Genomic DNA, 14,933 nt, shown 5'->3' with positions numbered 1-14,933 from the left:
ACGCTTCATAACCACCTTCGCCATTTCGATAAGCTTCAACAACTTGTCTTTTGAACGCATCCGCGTATTTCACCATAAAAAACCCCCTAAGTTAGATTTTTTGGTCTAACTTAGGGGGCGCACTTCAAACTGAGAGTGCTTTTTTATTTGAATTATTTTGCAGCAGGTTTTTTGATCAAACCATAGATGACACCTGAAACGATAGCACCGATTGCAATAAAGACAAGATAAAGTAGTGGGTGGCTCAATAGTAAAACGACGAAGATACCACCATGTGGAGCTAATAATTTAATGCCGAATGCGCCGACTAAACCGCCAGCTAATGCTGAACCGACAACGAAACTTGGAATGACACGGATTGGGTCAGCAGCTGCAAATGGTATCGCACCTTCTGTTACAAAGGAAAGTCCCATAACGATATTAGTAAGACCAGCGTCAACTTGACTTTGTTCAAATTTATTTTTGAATAAGCGAGTAGCAACGAAGATTGCTAATGGAGGAACCATACCGCCGGCCATAACAGCAGCCATCACGATTGATCCGCCTTGAGCAACGCTTGAAGCAAGGGTTGCAGTACCGAAGACATACGCTGCTTTATTGATTGGACCGCCTAAATCGACAGCCATCATCCCACCAAGTAATGCGCCTAGTAAAATAGCATTGGAACCGCTAAGACCTGTTAAGAAACCGTTCAAGCCATCATTAATTGCTTTCATAGGGACATTAACTAGCAACATCAAAAATCCAGTAATCAGTAATCCAAAGAATGGATAGAAAAGAATTGCTTTGATTCCTTCAAGTGATTTAGGTAAGTTTTTGAAAAGTTTCTTCAAGAAAATGATGACATAACCAGCGATAAACCCACCAACTAATGCACCAAGGAAACCAGCCCCACCTGTGTTCGCTAATGCACCGGCTGCAAAACCAGCAATTAAACCAGGTCGGTCAGCGATACTTGAACCAATGAAACCAGCTAAAACAGGAAGCATGAATCCAAAGGCAGCACTACCGATTTGATTGAACCAGCTAGCCGCTTGATTATAGTTACCTAAATTTGCAAGTTCAGAATGAGGGACACCGATAAATTGGTCGATCATGAATGAAAGAGCGATCATGATACCGCCGCCGATGACGAATGGAAGCATGTGTGAAACACCGTTCATTAAATCTTTATAGATACGTTGTCCGACTGTTCCGTTGTCACTTTTTTCCTCGCTTGATGAAGCTTCACCGTCGCCATGATAAATCGGAGCTGAACCGCTTAATGCTAAGTTGATCAATTCTTCGGGCTTGCGAATGCCGTCGCTAACAGGACGATTGACTAGTTCTTTACCATTGAAACGATTCATTTCGACTTTTTTATCTGCAGCAACAATAACGCCATCTGCACGAGCGATATCTTCAGCGGTCAAGCGATGCTTGATTCCTTCTGAACCATTTGTTTCAACTTTGATATCTACACCCATTTCTTTGGCTTTTTTCTTCAATGAATCTTCAGCCATATAAGTGTGAGCAATTCCGGTTGGGCAGGCAGTAACTGCAACGATATATCGACGATCTGAAGTTTTAACTGATGCAGCAGCGGCTTCTTGTGCAGCCTCCGCTTTTTCTTCTGCTTCTTTAGCTTTTTCCGCTTCGTCAAACGTTGCTTGAACTTGCTCAGGAGTTTCCGCTGATTTTAATTTTGCTACAAAATCAGGATCAATCAAAAGTCTTGAAAGGGCAGCTAAAGCTTGTAAGTGAGTGTCGTTTGCCCCTTCAGGAGCAGCAATCATAAAGAATAGATAAGTTGGTTGACCATCTAATGATTCATAATCGACACCTGAATTGCTTTTAGCAAATAAAACAGTAGCTTCTTTAACAGCACTATTTTTTGCATGAGGCATTGCAATTCCGTCGCCTAAACCGGTTGAAGTTTGAGCTTCACGATTCAAAATACCTTCTTTATATACATCAATGTCAGAAATACGGCCAGCGTCATACATTTTTTGTACCATTTCATCGATCGCAGCTTTTTTAGTTGTCGCTTGCAAATCCATGATCATGGCATCTTTAATCAATAGATCTTTGATATCCATCATTGTTCCTCCATTATTGTTTGATAATTTTTACAGAATAAAAATCTTCATTATTTTACTTTTGAGATTTCCACTTCTGGTAATAATTCTTGAATAAATTCAGCAGTTGCTAAGTCGTCTGAGAAGGTAGTTGCACTTCCGCAAGCGACACCCCATTTGAATGCTTCAACAGGATCCTGTGTTTGTGTATAGTTTCCGACAAAACCAGCGATCATTGAATCGCCAGCACCAACAGAATTTTTAACTGTTCGTTTTAAAACATTTGAACGATAAACTCCATCTTGAGTGAATAGCAAGGCGCCATCGCCAGCCATTGAAACTAAGGCATATTGAGCACCTTCATCTAATAAGCGTTGTCCGAAGGGATAAATATCTTCAACAGAGGTAAAGGTTGTTTGATAAAGTTCAGCCAACTCATGGTTATTAGGTTTAACAAGCAGTGGATTTTTTTCTAAAGCATCCATTAAATCAGCGCCAGTTGTATCGATGACAAATGAAGCACCTTGGGCTTTGATAATCTTGATCAATTCTTGATAGAAGCCTGTAGGAACACTCGCTGGTTTACTACCAGATAAAACAACGATATCAGTGGCCTTAAGGTGGCTAAGGACCTTTTTTAGTTCAGCCATTTCTTGTTCTGAAACTGTTGGGCCTTGGCCATTGATTTCTGTTTCCTCGCCGGCTTTTAATTTAATGTTGATTCGTGTGTCATCAGCTACAGTTGTAAAATTTGTCTCGATGTCTTCACGTTGCATCCAATCATTAATGAAAGTGCCGGTAAAGCCACCTAAAAAGCCTAAAGCTGTTGAAGTATTATCGATTCGCTTCAAAATTCGAGAAACGTTGATGCCTTTTCCGCCAGGTAATTTAAAGTCATTTTTCATGCGATTTACATCGCCGATTTCTAATTGATCAACATGTACGATATAATCGATCGATGGATTAAGTGTCACTGTATAGATCATACAGAAACCTCCTTCAAGGTAGTTTTTTCTGTGATTTGATCATGGATAACCAAAGGACAGGTATCGGTGAGGATTGAAGCTGCTGACAATGGAGCGACACTGACAAAACTTGTTTGATTAAATTTGCTGTGATCTACCAGAACGTAAGCTTCTTCGGATTGCTGGATCGCTGTTCGTTTCAAAATAGCTTCTTCTGGATCTGGAGTGGAGTAGCCACTGATAGGATCTACGCCGTTCATTCCCATGAAAACTTTATTGAAGCGATACTGTTTTAATTGTTCGATTGCTTGCGAACCAATGATCGCATCGGTAGTAAGCTTGATTCGACCGCCCAAAACAATTGTTGCAATCTGTGCTTCTACTAAATGAGCAGCAAGGCCAACGGAATTAGTCACAACAGTTACTGTTCGTTGTTTTAGAAAAGGAACCATTTCAGAAGTAGTCGTTCCGGCATCTAGATAGATCACATCGCCTTCATGGATCGTTTCAACAGCAAATTGTGCAATCAATTGTTTTTGTTGAACGTTTTTGGATGATTTTTCTATCATTCCAAGTTCTTGTTCCAAATGTTGAGGGCGCTTTGCTCCGCCGTGGACTCGTTCGAGTAAACCGAGATCTTCCAGTTCTTGCAAATCGCGTCTTACGGTTGATTCAGAAGCGTCCAACCAATTGACTAAGTCATGTGATTTAACTAATCCGTCACGTTCTAACCATTCAAGTATTTTTTGATGTCGTTCCTCTGTAAGCATTTTCAATCCTCCATCATCTGAAATATTAACATATTTTATTTTAATTTTCAACCATAAACATTCATAATCAATCAAAAACATTCAAAAGAATATAAACTAATCATCTTACTAGGTAGTATTGTAAATATTAGGTATGATAGTAATTAGAAAACGAGGTGAAAGCTATGAAAAAACAAACGATTTTACAAGGGTTTGAATGGTATCTTCCAGCTGATGGCACACATTGGAAGAATTTAGCTGAAAAAGCAGAAGAGTTAAAAGGATTTGGGATCAATGCCATTTGGTTACCGCCAGCTTACAAAGGATCTGAAGGCGCCAATGATGTTGGTTACGGCACTTATGATTTATATGATTTAGGTGAGTTTGATCAAAAAGGTTCCGTAAAAACAAAATATGGAACTAAGGATGAGTATTTAGAAAGTATTCGTGCTTTAAAAAAAGCTGGGATAAAAGTTTATGCAGATATTGTATTTGACCATTTTATGGGAGCAGATGAAACAGAAGAAGTTTCTGCTGTGGCTTATGAATTCGATGATCGGACAAAACCTGCTGGGGATGAAGAACAAATCGTGGCTTGGACAAAATTTACTTTTCCAGGAAGAAATGGAAAATATAATGAGTATCAATGGACATGGAAAAACTTTTCTGGTGTCGATTACGATGCTAGAAACAAAGATCATGCGATTTTCAATTTTGCTGATAAGGGGTGGGAGCCTCAAGTCGATGATGAAAATGGAAACTTTGATTATTTGATGGGTTGTAACTTGGATATGACTAATCCAGAAACGGTTGATCAATTGGATCAATGGGGAAAATGGTACCAAGAGCTGACCGACGTCGATGGTTATCGATTAGATGCAGTGAAACATATCCAGTTTGATTTATTTGTTGATTGGCTTTTACATCGTCGTGAAGAAAAAGCCGAGGAATTATTTGTAGTCGGAGAATACTGGTCAGATGAATTAGACAAACTGCAAGAGTATTTAGATTCATCCGGAAATTTGATTTCATTGTTTGATGTCCCGCTGCATTTTAATCTTTTCCAAGCAGCCTCAACGATGGGTGAGTTTGATATGCGTCAGCTGTTTGCTGGAACATTGCTTGAAACGCGTCCTGATTGGGCAGTTACTTTTGTCGATAATCATGATACACAACAAGGTCAAAGTTTAGAATCTTGGGTCGAGGGCTGGTTTAAATTACAGGCTTACAGTTTGATTTTATTACGTAATGAAGGAACACCGGTTGTTTTCTGGGGGGATCTTTATGGAACTGAAAAATCAGAAGCGGTCGGAGAAGGACTGATATCCATATTACGTTTAAGAGAACAATTAACATTCGGGGGGCAAGTTGATTATTTCGACGATCCAGACATTATTGGTTGGACTTGCACCGGTGATTTTGAGCAAGCGGAATCTGGCATGGCAGTCATTATGACAAATAGTCAGGGCGGCGAGAAACAGATGACGATCAGTGCGATCCATGAAGGAGAGACTTTTGTCGATATTCTAGGTAACAATGATGCTAAGATTACTTTAGATGAAAATGGTCAGGGAGTCTTCCCAGTAAATGATGGTCAAGTTTCTGTTTATATCAATGAAAAATTAGCAAATAAAACAAGAGAGTGAGCTTAGGCTCACTCTCTTATTGCTTTTTCTTGTTTTTTTGCGATGGCTGGATGAGAACGCTGAGAAATCAAAGTTTTGATTTTTTTAGTATACCCTTCATCGGTTAGGATCATTAAAAGATCGCCAACTTTCATCACAGTGTCACCGTGGGTAATCATTTCATTGGAACCTCGACGAATAGAGACTAAAAGCATTTCTTTCGGCCAATTAAAATCGCGTACCATGGTTCCATCGAGGGTGCTTTCAGCTGCAACTGGAAATTCAATAATGGTTTTATTTCCAGTGATACTTGGCAAATGACCTTTTACGAGACGTTCTAATAAAGATTCATAAATAGGATTTCCGCCTAATAAATCATTGATCACATATGCAGTCAATGAGCAAACTGCTAAGGGCATCAAATGGGTGATATTTCCAACCATTTCAGTAACTAAGATAATCGCAGTTAGAGGTGCTTTCCCAATGGCAGTAAAATATCCAGCCATCGCAAAAATTGCAAAATCTTTGATTAAATCCGTATCGATTCCGAATAGTTGATTCAAGACTGTACCATAAAGCGCACCGATCAAAGCGCCTAAAGTTAAGATAGGTAAGAAAATTCCACCAGGGAGATTGGCGCCATATGAAATCATAGAAAAAATAAAACGTAATAAAAAAAGGAACACTAAGAGTGATAATGAAAAATTATGCTCACCAAGGGCTAAAACGATTTGATTTCCGCCACCTAGATAATGAGGGAAGAAGTAACCAATCGGAATGATCAATAAAAATGGAACGATGCTATAAAATGATTCGGGTAGATGAGTCCGACGATACCATTTTGGTAAAGCTAATAAGACTTTTTGATAAAGATAGCCCAACACACCTAAAACAATGCCTAATAAAACGAGCCAACCATAGTCTTTCAATGGGTAAAAAGGAACGTCGGCAATAAATAAAACGGGCTGTAACCCAAAAAAATTTAAAGAAACAAGGTTTGCAGTTAGAGCAGCGGTCAATGAGGTCAACCAAATCAGTGGAGAAAAATGATGATGGACTTCTTCGATCACGAATAATAGCCCAGCGATAGGCGCGTTAAACGCAGCAGCTAATCCAGCAGCTGCCCCACTAGAAATAAAAATTTTCTTTTCGGAGGTAGTCGTATGGGTAAATTCACTAAAACCTTGTCCGACCATAGCACCTAATTGAATCGATGGGCCTTCACGACCTAAAAATAATCCAGAACCAACGGATAAAATACCTCCGATAAATTTTTTCCATAAGATGGAAAACCAATTCAATTTAATATCGCCCTGCAAAGCGCCTTCGACTTGAGGAATACCGCTGCCTTTGATATTTTTTTCAGACTGCATCAAGCGACTGATAATAAAAGCAAAAAACAGCATCAAGACAGTCCAAGGAATCATCCATAGTGGATTGTCGTGGAACCAAAGATAGATTGATACGGTCAATTCCATCGTTTTTTCAATTGCTAACCGAAATAAGCTGACAATGATTCCAGCAAGTGCCCCAATCAGGATGCCTTTTAAAATAAAAATGACTTTCGTGCTGTCCAAGCGTTTGATTTCATGTTCTTTTTCCATTGTTTCTCCTCCGTATCTTAATAAATGTAGCGCGTTTTTTTTTAAAATTCAAGAAGGAATCAATGAATTCGTTTTTATGAATTGTTGCTAGTGTCGCGAAACTTTCTTAGATGCTATAATAAAAAAGATTGAATAGAGAAAGGACGTTTTGCATGCCAAGCAAGCAAGAATTGTTAGCAGGACTAAACCCTAAACAAAAAGAAGCGGTGCTTCATACCGAAGGACCGTTATTGATTATGGCTGGAGCGGGAAGTGGAAAGACGAGAGTTTTAACACATCGCATTGCTTATTTAATAGAAGAAAAGAATGTAAATCCATGGAATATCTTAGCGATCACATTTACGAATAAAGCAGCACGAGAAATGAAAGAACGTGTGAACGGTATTTTAGGTCAAGGAGGAGAAGACGTCTGGGTCTCTACTTTTCACTCAATGTGTGTGCGTATTTTAAGACGCGATGTTGATGCGATCGGCTATGATCGGAATTTTACGATCTTAGATGGATCGGATCAATTGACATTGATGAAGCGGATTTTGAAAGACTTAAATATCGATCCTAAAAAATATGATCCGCGTTCGATTTTAGGCAGTATCAGTAATGCAAAAAATGAATTACTGACGCCAGAAACGTATGCAGAACGCCAAGGTTCATTTTTTGAAGAAATCGTTGCTCGTTGTTATGATGCTTATCAAAAAGCGTTAAGAAATAATCAGAGCATGGATTTTGATGATTTAATCATGAATACGATTCGTTTATTTGAAGAAAACGAGAATGTTTTAACTTATTATCAAAATAAATTTCATTATTTGCATGTTGATGAATATCAAGATACGAACCATGCCCAATACACTTTGGTCAATATGTTAGCAGCGCGTTTTCGTAATCTTTGTGTCGTTGGTGATGCCGATCAAAGTATTTACGGTTGGCGTGGTGCCGATATGCAAAATATTTTAGACTTTGAAAAAGACTATAATGATGCTGTGGTCATCTTATTAGAACAAAATTATCGTTCGACTAAAAGCATTTTAGATGCCGCAAATCAAGTGATCAAAAACAATAGCAATCGCCGCGACAAGAATCTTTGGACAGACAACCAAGCCGGGGACCAAATTACGTATTATCGTGCAGACAGTGAACGTGATGAAGCGCAATTTATCGTGAGTCGGATCAAAGAAGAAATTCAAGCCAATAATCGTAGTTATAATGATTTTGCGGTTCTTTATCGAACCAATGCTCAGTCACGAGTGATCGAGGATACATTAGTGAAATCAAATGTACCTTATACGATGGTCGGCGGACATAAGTTCTATGATCGTAAAGAAATTAAGGATATTATCGCGTATTTAAATATCATCAATAATCCCCGTGATGGTGTTAGCTTTGAACGAATCATTAATACGCCAAAACGTGGAATCGGTGCGGCATCAGTTGAAAAATTACGAAATTTTGCTCAAATGCATGACTGGTCAATGGTAGAAGCAGCCCAAAATGTCGATTTGGCAAATATTTCAGGTAAAGCCGGCCGTATGATTGGTGAATTTGGCGCAATGATCACCCAATTTCAAGAGATGATTGCTTACCTTCCAGTTACCGATCTAGTCGATCAAGTTTTAGAACGAACAGGCTACTTAGATGAATTGAAAAATCAACGGACGTTAGAAGCAGAGTCACGACTAGAAAACTTGGAAGAATTCCGTTCAGTAACCCAAGAATTCGATAAACGTAACGCAGCTCAAACAGAAGAAGACACGGAAGCACCCGAAGAAAAATTGGCGGTCTTCTTAAATGACTTGGCTTTGGTTTCTGATTTAGACGACTACCAAGAAGAAAGTGCCCAAGTTACTTTGATGACGCTACATGCGGCAAAAGGGTTAGAATTTCCAATCGTCTTTCTAATTGGGATGGAAGAAAAAATCTTCCCGTTATCTCGTTCATTGATGGAAGAGTCTGAGTTGGAAGAAGAACGACGCTTAGCTTATGTGGGCATCACCCGAGCAGAAGAAAGTTTATACTTGACGAATGCCTTCTCAAGAACTCTTTATGGGAAAACTCAATACAATCAACCTTCACGTTTTGTAGCAGAAATCGATGAAAGTTTGTTGAATCCCATTGGTATCCAACCACAACAAAAAGCGGCTGTTTTTAATAGTACAAATTCGTATCAAAATACGATGAAAGCTAAATATCAGCACGCAACTCGCGAACCAATGACCAACAAAACCGCTTCTGGCGGAGAAAACGAAAATTGGAATCCAGGCGATAAAGTCCAACATAAAAAATGGGGCACAGGGACTGTTGTGAAAGTGAGTGGCAGCTCAAAAGATGTTGAATTAGATATTGCATTTCCGCAACAAGGAGTCAAACGGTTATTGGCTGCTTTTGCCCCAATCGAAAAGATCTAATCAATTAGTCAATAAATAAAATAGGAGGGATTTTCTTTGGAACCTATGACATTCCAAGATGCCGAAAAACGTTCAGCAGAACTTCGAGTAGAATTGAATCAATATGCCCATGAGTACTATGTGCAAGATCAACCTTCTGTTGAAGATGCTGTTTATGATAAAAAATATCATGAACTTGTCGCAATCGAAACGGATTATCCCGATTTGATCACACCAGAATCTCCAACTCAACGAGTAGGAGGGAAAGTTTTAGCGGGTTTCGAGAAAGTTGTCCATACGATCCCGTTGTATAGTTTGAATGACGTGTTCAGTAAAGAAGAGTTGATCGCCTTTGATGAACGGGTGAAAAAAGCGCTAGGACAGGCTGTTTCTTATTGCTGTGAGTTAAAGATCGATGGGTTATCTATTTCTTTGAAATATGAAGCAGGTGTTTTTGTTCAAGGCGCAACTCGGGGCGATGGTTCTGTAGGAGAAAATATCACCGAAAATTTAAAAACGGTCAAATCAATTCCGTTGCGCTTAAAAGAACCGCTCTCAATCGAAGTGCGTGGAGAATGCTATATGCCTAAAGCTTCTTTTGTAAAATTGAATCAACAACGAGAAGAAGCAGGTAAAGAAGTATTTGCTAATCCACGGAATGCGGCTGCTGGTAGTTTACGCCAATTAGATACGCGAATTGCAGCTCAAAGAAATTTGAGCACTTTCTTATATACACTCGCTGATTTTGGACCCTTAGAATCGACTACGCAAGATCATGCATTGAATGAAATGACGCGTTTAGGATTTCGGACAAATCCTGAACATCAAGTATGTGAGACAATCGAAGAGGTATGGGAATATATCGAGCGGTTCCACGAAACGCGGGAAGATCTTCCTTATGAAATCGATGGGATCGTCATTAAAGTCAATGAATTTTCATTACAAGATGAACTAGGTTTCACAGTCAAAGCGCCACGCTGGGCGACAGCTTATAAGTTTCCGCCGGAAGAAGAGCAGACGAAATTGCTCGATATCGATTGGACAGTTGGACGGACTGGAGTATTGACACCTACAGCAATTATGGAACCCGTACGTCTAGCTGGCACAACTGTTAGCCGTGCAAGCCTGCATAATAGTGATTATATTGAGAAAAAGGATATTCGCTTGAATGATACGATCTTAGTTTATAAAGCGGGAGATATTATTCCTGAAGTTGCTCGGGTGATTTTAGAAAAGCGTCCAGAAGATAGTCAATCCTATCCTGTTCCAACTCATTGTCCAATTTGTGAGAGTGAACTGGTTCATCTGGATGAAGAAGTAGCGCTGCGCTGCATCAATCCAAAATGTCCAGCGCAGATCAAAGAAGGATTAAGTCACTTTGTTTCTCGCAACGCGATGAATATTGACGGATTGGGTCCGCGCGTATTGGCGCAAATGTTTGATAAGGGCTTGGTCTCAGACGTTGCTGATCTTTACAGTCTAGAAAAAGAACAATTATTGACTTTAGATAAAATCAAGGATAAATCAGCCGAAAACATTTTGAATGCTATCGATGCTAGTCGTGAAAATTCAGTGGAACGCTTGATTTTTGGTTTAGGGATCAGACATGTCGGTGCGAAAGCGGCTGGGATTTTAGCCGAACATTTTGGGGATCTAGCCACTATTAGTCAAGCGACCAAAGAAGAAATCGTCAATCTAAATACGATCGGTGAAACAATTGCGGATAGTGTGGTGACTTATTTTGAGAACGAGGAAGTCCACGAATTGATGCAAGAACTAGCAGATCGCGGAGTGAATTTAACCTATAAAGGAATTCGCGCGAGTCAATTAGCAGAAGTGGAGTCACCGTTTAAAGATAAAACAATTGTTTTGACCGGTAAATTAATCGATTACAATCGCGAAGAAGCAAAAGAAAAAATTCAAAATCTTGGCGGAAAAGTCACTGGAAGTGTTTCTAAAAAAACGGATCTAGTGATTGCTGGGGAAGATGCTGGCAGCAAGCTTACAAAAGCAGAAAGTCTCGGCATCGAAGTATGGAATGAACGGCAAATGATCGATGCAATTGAAGAAAGTTACTCAAATTAACATTTTTTCTTAGAAGATGATTGACGCTAGCGTTAACGAACAGGTATTATAAAAAGCGTCGTGCTAGACAAAATTACGTTTTTCTGATTATTTTTTTGAATTGTACAATTTTTCAAAAAATTTCAAGAAAAAAACGTGAATCCTAATAAAGATATGATAGAATGATTTAAAATTGAAGAAAGAAAGAGGGATATTATGGCAATCAATGAAGAACAAGTCAAACATGTAGCAAAACTTGCGAAACTTTCTTTTTCAGATGATGAATTGGCCGGCTTTACCGATCAATTAGGGAAAATAATCGATATGGTTGAACAATTAGAAGCGGTAGATACGGAAGGTGTTCCATTTACTTCTAATGTTTCAGCATCAATCAATGTTATGCGCGAAGACGTAGCTGCACCTGGCTGGTCACGTGATGAATTGATGGAAAATGTACCGGAAAGTGAAGATGGTTTCATTAAAGTTCCGGCAATCATCGACAATGGAGAGGCTGGTGCGTAATGGAAAAATTATATGATAAATCGATTGAAGAATTACACAGTCTGCTTGTTTCAAAAGAAATCACAGCAACTGATCTAACAAGCGAAACGTATGCTCGTATCAAAGAAACAGAAAAAGATATCGATGCATTTATTACTTTGAATGAAGAAAAAGCAATGGATTTAGCTAAAGCAATCGATGCTAAAGGGATCACTGAAGAAAATGCGATGGCGGGTATTCCAATCGGAATCAAAGACAATATCGTGACAAAAGGGATCTTAACTACAGCTGCTTCTAAAATCTTATCAAATTTCAATCCAATCTATGACGCGACTGTCATGGAAAAAGTGTATGGTTCAGACTTGATTCCAGTCGGTAAACTAAACATGGATGAATTTGCAATGGGTAGTTCAAGCGAAACTTCTTATTTCAAAAATACGAAAAACGCTTGGGATCAAACAAAAGTTCCTGGGGGTTCTTCAGGTGGTTCAGCTGCCGCAGTTGCAGCCGGTGAAGTTCCTGTTTCACTAGGTAGCGATACAGGTGGTAGTATCCGTCAACCAGCAGCGTTCAACGGAATCGTTGGTTTGAAACCGACTTATGGCCGAGTGTCACGTTTTGGTTTGATTGCTTTTGCATCATCTCTAGATCAAATCGGTCCATTTACTCGTACAGTTAAAGATAATGCCTTAGCATTGAATGCTATCAGTGGGTATGACCCTAAAGATGGTACTTCGGCAAATACAGCTGTCCCTGATTTTGCAGCTGGTTTAACTGGAGATATCAAAGGTATGAAGATTGCCTTGCCAAAAGAATTTATGGCTGAAGGAATTGAACCAGGCGTAAAAGCGGCTATCGTAAAAGCAGTTGAAACATTCAAAGCATTAGGTGCAACTGTTGAAGAAGTTAGTTTGCCACATTCTAAATACGGAGTAGAAGTTTACTACATTATCGCGTCATCTGAAGCTAGTTCAAACTTACAACGTTTTGATGGTATTCGTTATGGCTTCCGTTCAGAAGACGTTCAAAACCTAGAAGATGTTTATGTAAATACTCGTACAGAAGGTTTTGGCGATGAAGTAAAACGTCGTATTATGTTAGGAACATTTTCATTATCAGCAGGCTACTACGATGCGTACTTCAAAAAAGCTGGCCAAGTCCGTACGTTGATCAAACAGGACTTTGATAAAGTCTTTGCTGATTATGACTTGATCATTGGCCCAACTTCACCAACTGTTGCATTTGGAATCGGTGAAAATATCGATGATCCAATCACAATGTACTTGAATGATATCTTGACGATTCCAGTAAACTTAGCTGGGCTTCCAGGGATGTCTGTACCGGCTGGTTTTTCAGAAGGACTTCCTGTCGGATTACAAATCATCGGTAAACATTTCGATGAATCAACAATGTATAAAGCAGCTTATGCTTTTGAACAAGCAACTGATTTCCATAAACAAAAACCAGTGATTTTAGGGGGAGACAAATAATGAATTTAGAGACAGTTATTGGGCTTGAAGTCCATGTAGAATTAAAAACAAACTCTAAAATCTTCTCACCAGCGCCCGCTCACTTTGGTGCGGAAGCCAATACAAATACAAACATTATTGACTGGGGCTATCCAGGTGTTTTACCAGTTATGAATAAAACAGCTATCGAATTTGGAATGCGTGCAGCACTTGCGTTGAACTGTGAAATCTCTAAAGATATGCACTTTGACCGTAAAAACTATTTTTATCCAGATAATCCCAAAGCATACCAAATCTCTCAATTCGACGAACCAATCGGTCATGATGGCTGGATCGAAATCGATGTAAATGGTAAGAAGAAAAAAATCCGGATCGAACGTGTCCATCTTGAAGAAGATGCAGGTAAAAACATGCATGGAATCGGCGGCTATTCTTATGTCGATTTAAACCGTCAAGGTACGCCATTGATCGAGATCGTTTCAGAAGCAGATATGCGTTCTCCAGAAGAAGCAAATGCTTATCTTGAAGCATTACGTTCAATTATCCAATTTACAGGCGTCAGCGATGTAAAAATGGAAGAAGGTTCAATGCGTTGTGATGCCAATATTTCTTTACGTCCTTACGGTCAAGAAGAATTTGGGACAAAAACCGAATTGAAAAACTTGAACTCAATCAGCTTTGTTAAAAAAGGTTTGACCTTTGAAGTTCAACGTCAGACAAAAGTCTTACTTTCAGGCGGTACGATCCAACAAGAAACACGTCGTTACGATGAAGGAACAAATAAAACAATCTTGATGCGTGTCAAAGAAGGTTCTAGTGATTATCGTTACTTCCCAGAGCCAGATATTCCACGTTTTGAAATTGCTGATTCATGGATTGAAGAAGTCCGCGAATCATTACCTGAATTACCAGCAGCACGTCGCGAACGTTATGTGAATGATTTAGGATTACCTGAATATGATTCAATGGTCTTAACATTGAGCCGTGAAATGTCAGATTTCTTTGAAGAAACATTAAAAGAAGGAGCTGACGCAAAACAAGCTTCTAACTGGTTGATGGGTGAAGTCTCTGCCTACTTGAACAGCGAAAAACTTGAATTAGCTGAAACAAAATTAACACCGAACAATTTAGCCGGAATGATCAAATTGATCGCTGATGGAACAATCAGTTCTAAAATTGCGAAAAAAGTCTTCCGTGAATTGATCTTAAATGGTGGCGATGCGAAACAAGTCGTTGAAGCAAAAGGCTTGGTTCAATTATCAGATCCAGCACAACTTTTACCAATGATCAATGAAGTACTTGATAACAATGAACAATCTGTTGAAGACTTTAAAAATGGTAAAGACCGTGCCGTTGGTTTCTTGGTTGGTCAAATCATGAAAGCAACTAAAGGAAAAGCCAATCCAGGTGTTGTGAACAAATTGTTGCAAGAAGAATTAGCTAAACGCTAGAAAAAAATCAATAGTAGCTATTGTTATTTCCCGTCGTATTTTAGTAAAATAATCTATGACGGGAATT

At 39.1% G+C, this 14,933-nt stretch carries 10 protein-coding genes; 6 read left to right on the top strand and 4 right to left on the bottom strand.

Going from position 1 to position 14,933, the window contains the following annotated elements:
• Positions 1-152 precede the first annotated feature (152 nt).
• From ACKTSC_RS07960 to ACKTSC_RS07950, 3 genes are read right to left on the bottom strand one after another with little or no spacing between them, the layout of a single operon-like run.
• Entirely contained in the window at positions 153-2,078 is a 1,926-nt protein-coding gene (locus tag ACKTSC_RS07960) for a PTS fructose transporter subunit IIABC (RefSeq protein ID WP_332580149.1), read from the bottom strand.
• Positions 2,079-2,128: 50 nt separating this feature from the next.
• Positions 2,129-3,043: a 1-phosphofructokinase gene (pfkB, locus tag ACKTSC_RS07955; protein WP_332580075.1), complete on the bottom strand. Its 915-nt coding sequence runs from the start codon at positions 3,041-3,043 to the stop codon at positions 2,129-2,131.
• Entirely contained in the window at positions 3,040-3,792 is a 753-nt protein-coding gene (locus ACKTSC_RS07950; RefSeq protein WP_407856196.1) for a DeoR/GlpR family DNA-binding transcription regulator, read from the bottom strand. Before ACKTSC_RS07950 ends, pfkB begins: the two co-directional genes overlap by 4 nt.
• Positions 3,793-3,956: 164 nt before the next feature.
• Between ACKTSC_RS07950 and ACKTSC_RS07945 the strand changes: the two genes are divergently transcribed.
• Positions 3,957-5,417 carry an alpha-amylase gene (locus ACKTSC_RS07945; protein WP_332580077.1) on the top strand — a complete coding sequence of 487 codons (1,461 nt, stop codon included), beginning with the start codon at positions 3,957-3,959 and terminating at the stop codon, positions 5,415-5,417.
• Positions 5,418-5,425: 8 nt separating this feature from the next.
• Here the strand turns inward: ACKTSC_RS07945 and ACKTSC_RS07940 are convergent, their stop codons facing one another.
• Entirely contained in the window at positions 5,426-7,000 is a 1,575-nt protein-coding gene (locus ACKTSC_RS07940) for a ClC family H(+)/Cl(-) exchange transporter (protein WP_407856195.1), read from the bottom strand.
• A 152-nt stretch (positions 7,001-7,152) separates the two neighbouring features.
• Here ACKTSC_RS07940 and pcrA point away from each other — a divergent pair, with 152 nt between their 5' ends.
• The 5 genes from pcrA to gatB all read left to right on the top strand — a co-directional run bounded on the left by pcrA (position 7,153) and on the right by gatB (position 14,866).
• Positions 7,153-9,402, top strand: a complete 2,250-nt coding sequence (gene pcrA / locus ACKTSC_RS07935; protein WP_407857300.1) for a DNA helicase PcrA — start codon at positions 7,153-7,155, stop codon at positions 9,400-9,402.
• A 45-nt stretch (positions 9,403-9,447) separates the two neighbouring features.
• Positions 9,448-11,466, top strand: a complete 2,019-nt coding sequence (gene ligA, locus ACKTSC_RS07930) for an NAD-dependent DNA ligase LigA (protein ID WP_407857305.1) — start codon at positions 9,448-9,450, stop codon at positions 11,464-11,466.
• Between the two features lie 195 nt (positions 11,467-11,661).
• Positions 11,662-11,967, top strand: a complete 306-nt coding sequence (gene gatC, locus ACKTSC_RS07925) for an Asp-tRNA(Asn)/Glu-tRNA(Gln) amidotransferase subunit GatC (protein ID WP_332580080.1) — start codon at positions 11,662-11,664, stop codon at positions 11,965-11,967.
• The gene (gatA, locus tag ACKTSC_RS07920; RefSeq protein ID WP_332580081.1) at positions 11,967-13,436 is read left to right on the top strand and encodes an Asp-tRNA(Asn)/Glu-tRNA(Gln) amidotransferase subunit GatA; all 1,470 of its coding nucleotides are present in this window, start codon (positions 11,967-11,969) and stop codon (positions 13,434-13,436) included. Before gatC ends, gatA begins: the two co-directional genes overlap by 1 nt.
• Positions 13,436-14,866, top strand: a complete 1,431-nt coding sequence (gene gatB / locus ACKTSC_RS07915; RefSeq protein ID WP_407856193.1) for an Asp-tRNA(Asn)/Glu-tRNA(Gln) amidotransferase subunit GatB — start codon at positions 13,436-13,438, stop codon at positions 14,864-14,866. The genes gatA and gatB overlap by 1 nt, the downstream gene beginning before the upstream one ends.
• Positions 14,867-14,933 lie beyond the last annotated feature (67 nt).

The sequence above is a fragment of the Enterococcus hailinensis genome, assembly GCF_045862035.1.
GTDB classification, from domain to species: domain Bacteria; phylum Bacillota; class Bacilli; order Lactobacillales; family Enterococcaceae; genus Enterococcus_A; species Enterococcus_A hailinensis.
The sequence above is the reverse complement of the archived record's forward strand: the minus strand, read 5'-3'. Positions and strand labels throughout refer to the sequence as shown.

What these genes read in the sequence shown, in the direction of transcription:
- gatB (WP_407856193.1), top strand. Translation starts at nt 13,436, where the DNA reads ATGAATTTAGAGACAGTTATTGGGCTTGAAGTCCATGTAGAATTAAAA.
- ligA (WP_407857305.1), top strand. Translation starts at nt 9,448, where the DNA reads ATGACATTCCAAGATGCCGAAAAACGTTCAGCAGAACTTCGAGTAGAA.
- ACKTSC_RS07960 (WP_332580149.1), bottom strand. Translation starts at nt 2,078, where the DNA reads ATGGATATCAAAGATCTATTGATTAAAGATGCCATGATCATGGATTTG.
- ACKTSC_RS07950 (WP_407856196.1), bottom strand. Translation starts at nt 3,792, where the DNA reads ATGCTTACAGAGGAACGACATCAAAAAATACTTGAATGGTTAGAACGT.
- pcrA (WP_407857300.1), top strand. Translation starts at nt 7,153, where the DNA reads ATGCCAAGCAAGCAAGAATTGTTAGCAGGACTAAACCCTAAACAAAAA.
- gatC (WP_332580080.1), top strand. Translation starts at nt 11,662, where the DNA reads ATGGCAATCAATGAAGAACAAGTCAAACATGTAGCAAAACTTGCGAAA.
- ACKTSC_RS07940 (WP_407856195.1), bottom strand. Translation starts at nt 7,000, where the DNA reads ATGGAAAAAGAACATGAAATCAAACGCTTGGACAGCACGAAAGTCATT.
- ACKTSC_RS07945 (WP_332580077.1), top strand. Translation starts at nt 3,957, where the DNA reads ATGAAAAAACAAACGATTTTACAAGGGTTTGAATGGTATCTTCCAGCT.
- gatA (WP_332580081.1), top strand. Translation starts at nt 11,967, where the DNA reads ATGGAAAAATTATATGATAAATCGATTGAAGAATTACACAGTCTGCTT.
- pfkB (WP_332580075.1), bottom strand. Translation starts at nt 3,043, where the DNA reads ATGATCTATACAGTGACACTTAATCCATCGATCGATTATATCGTACAT.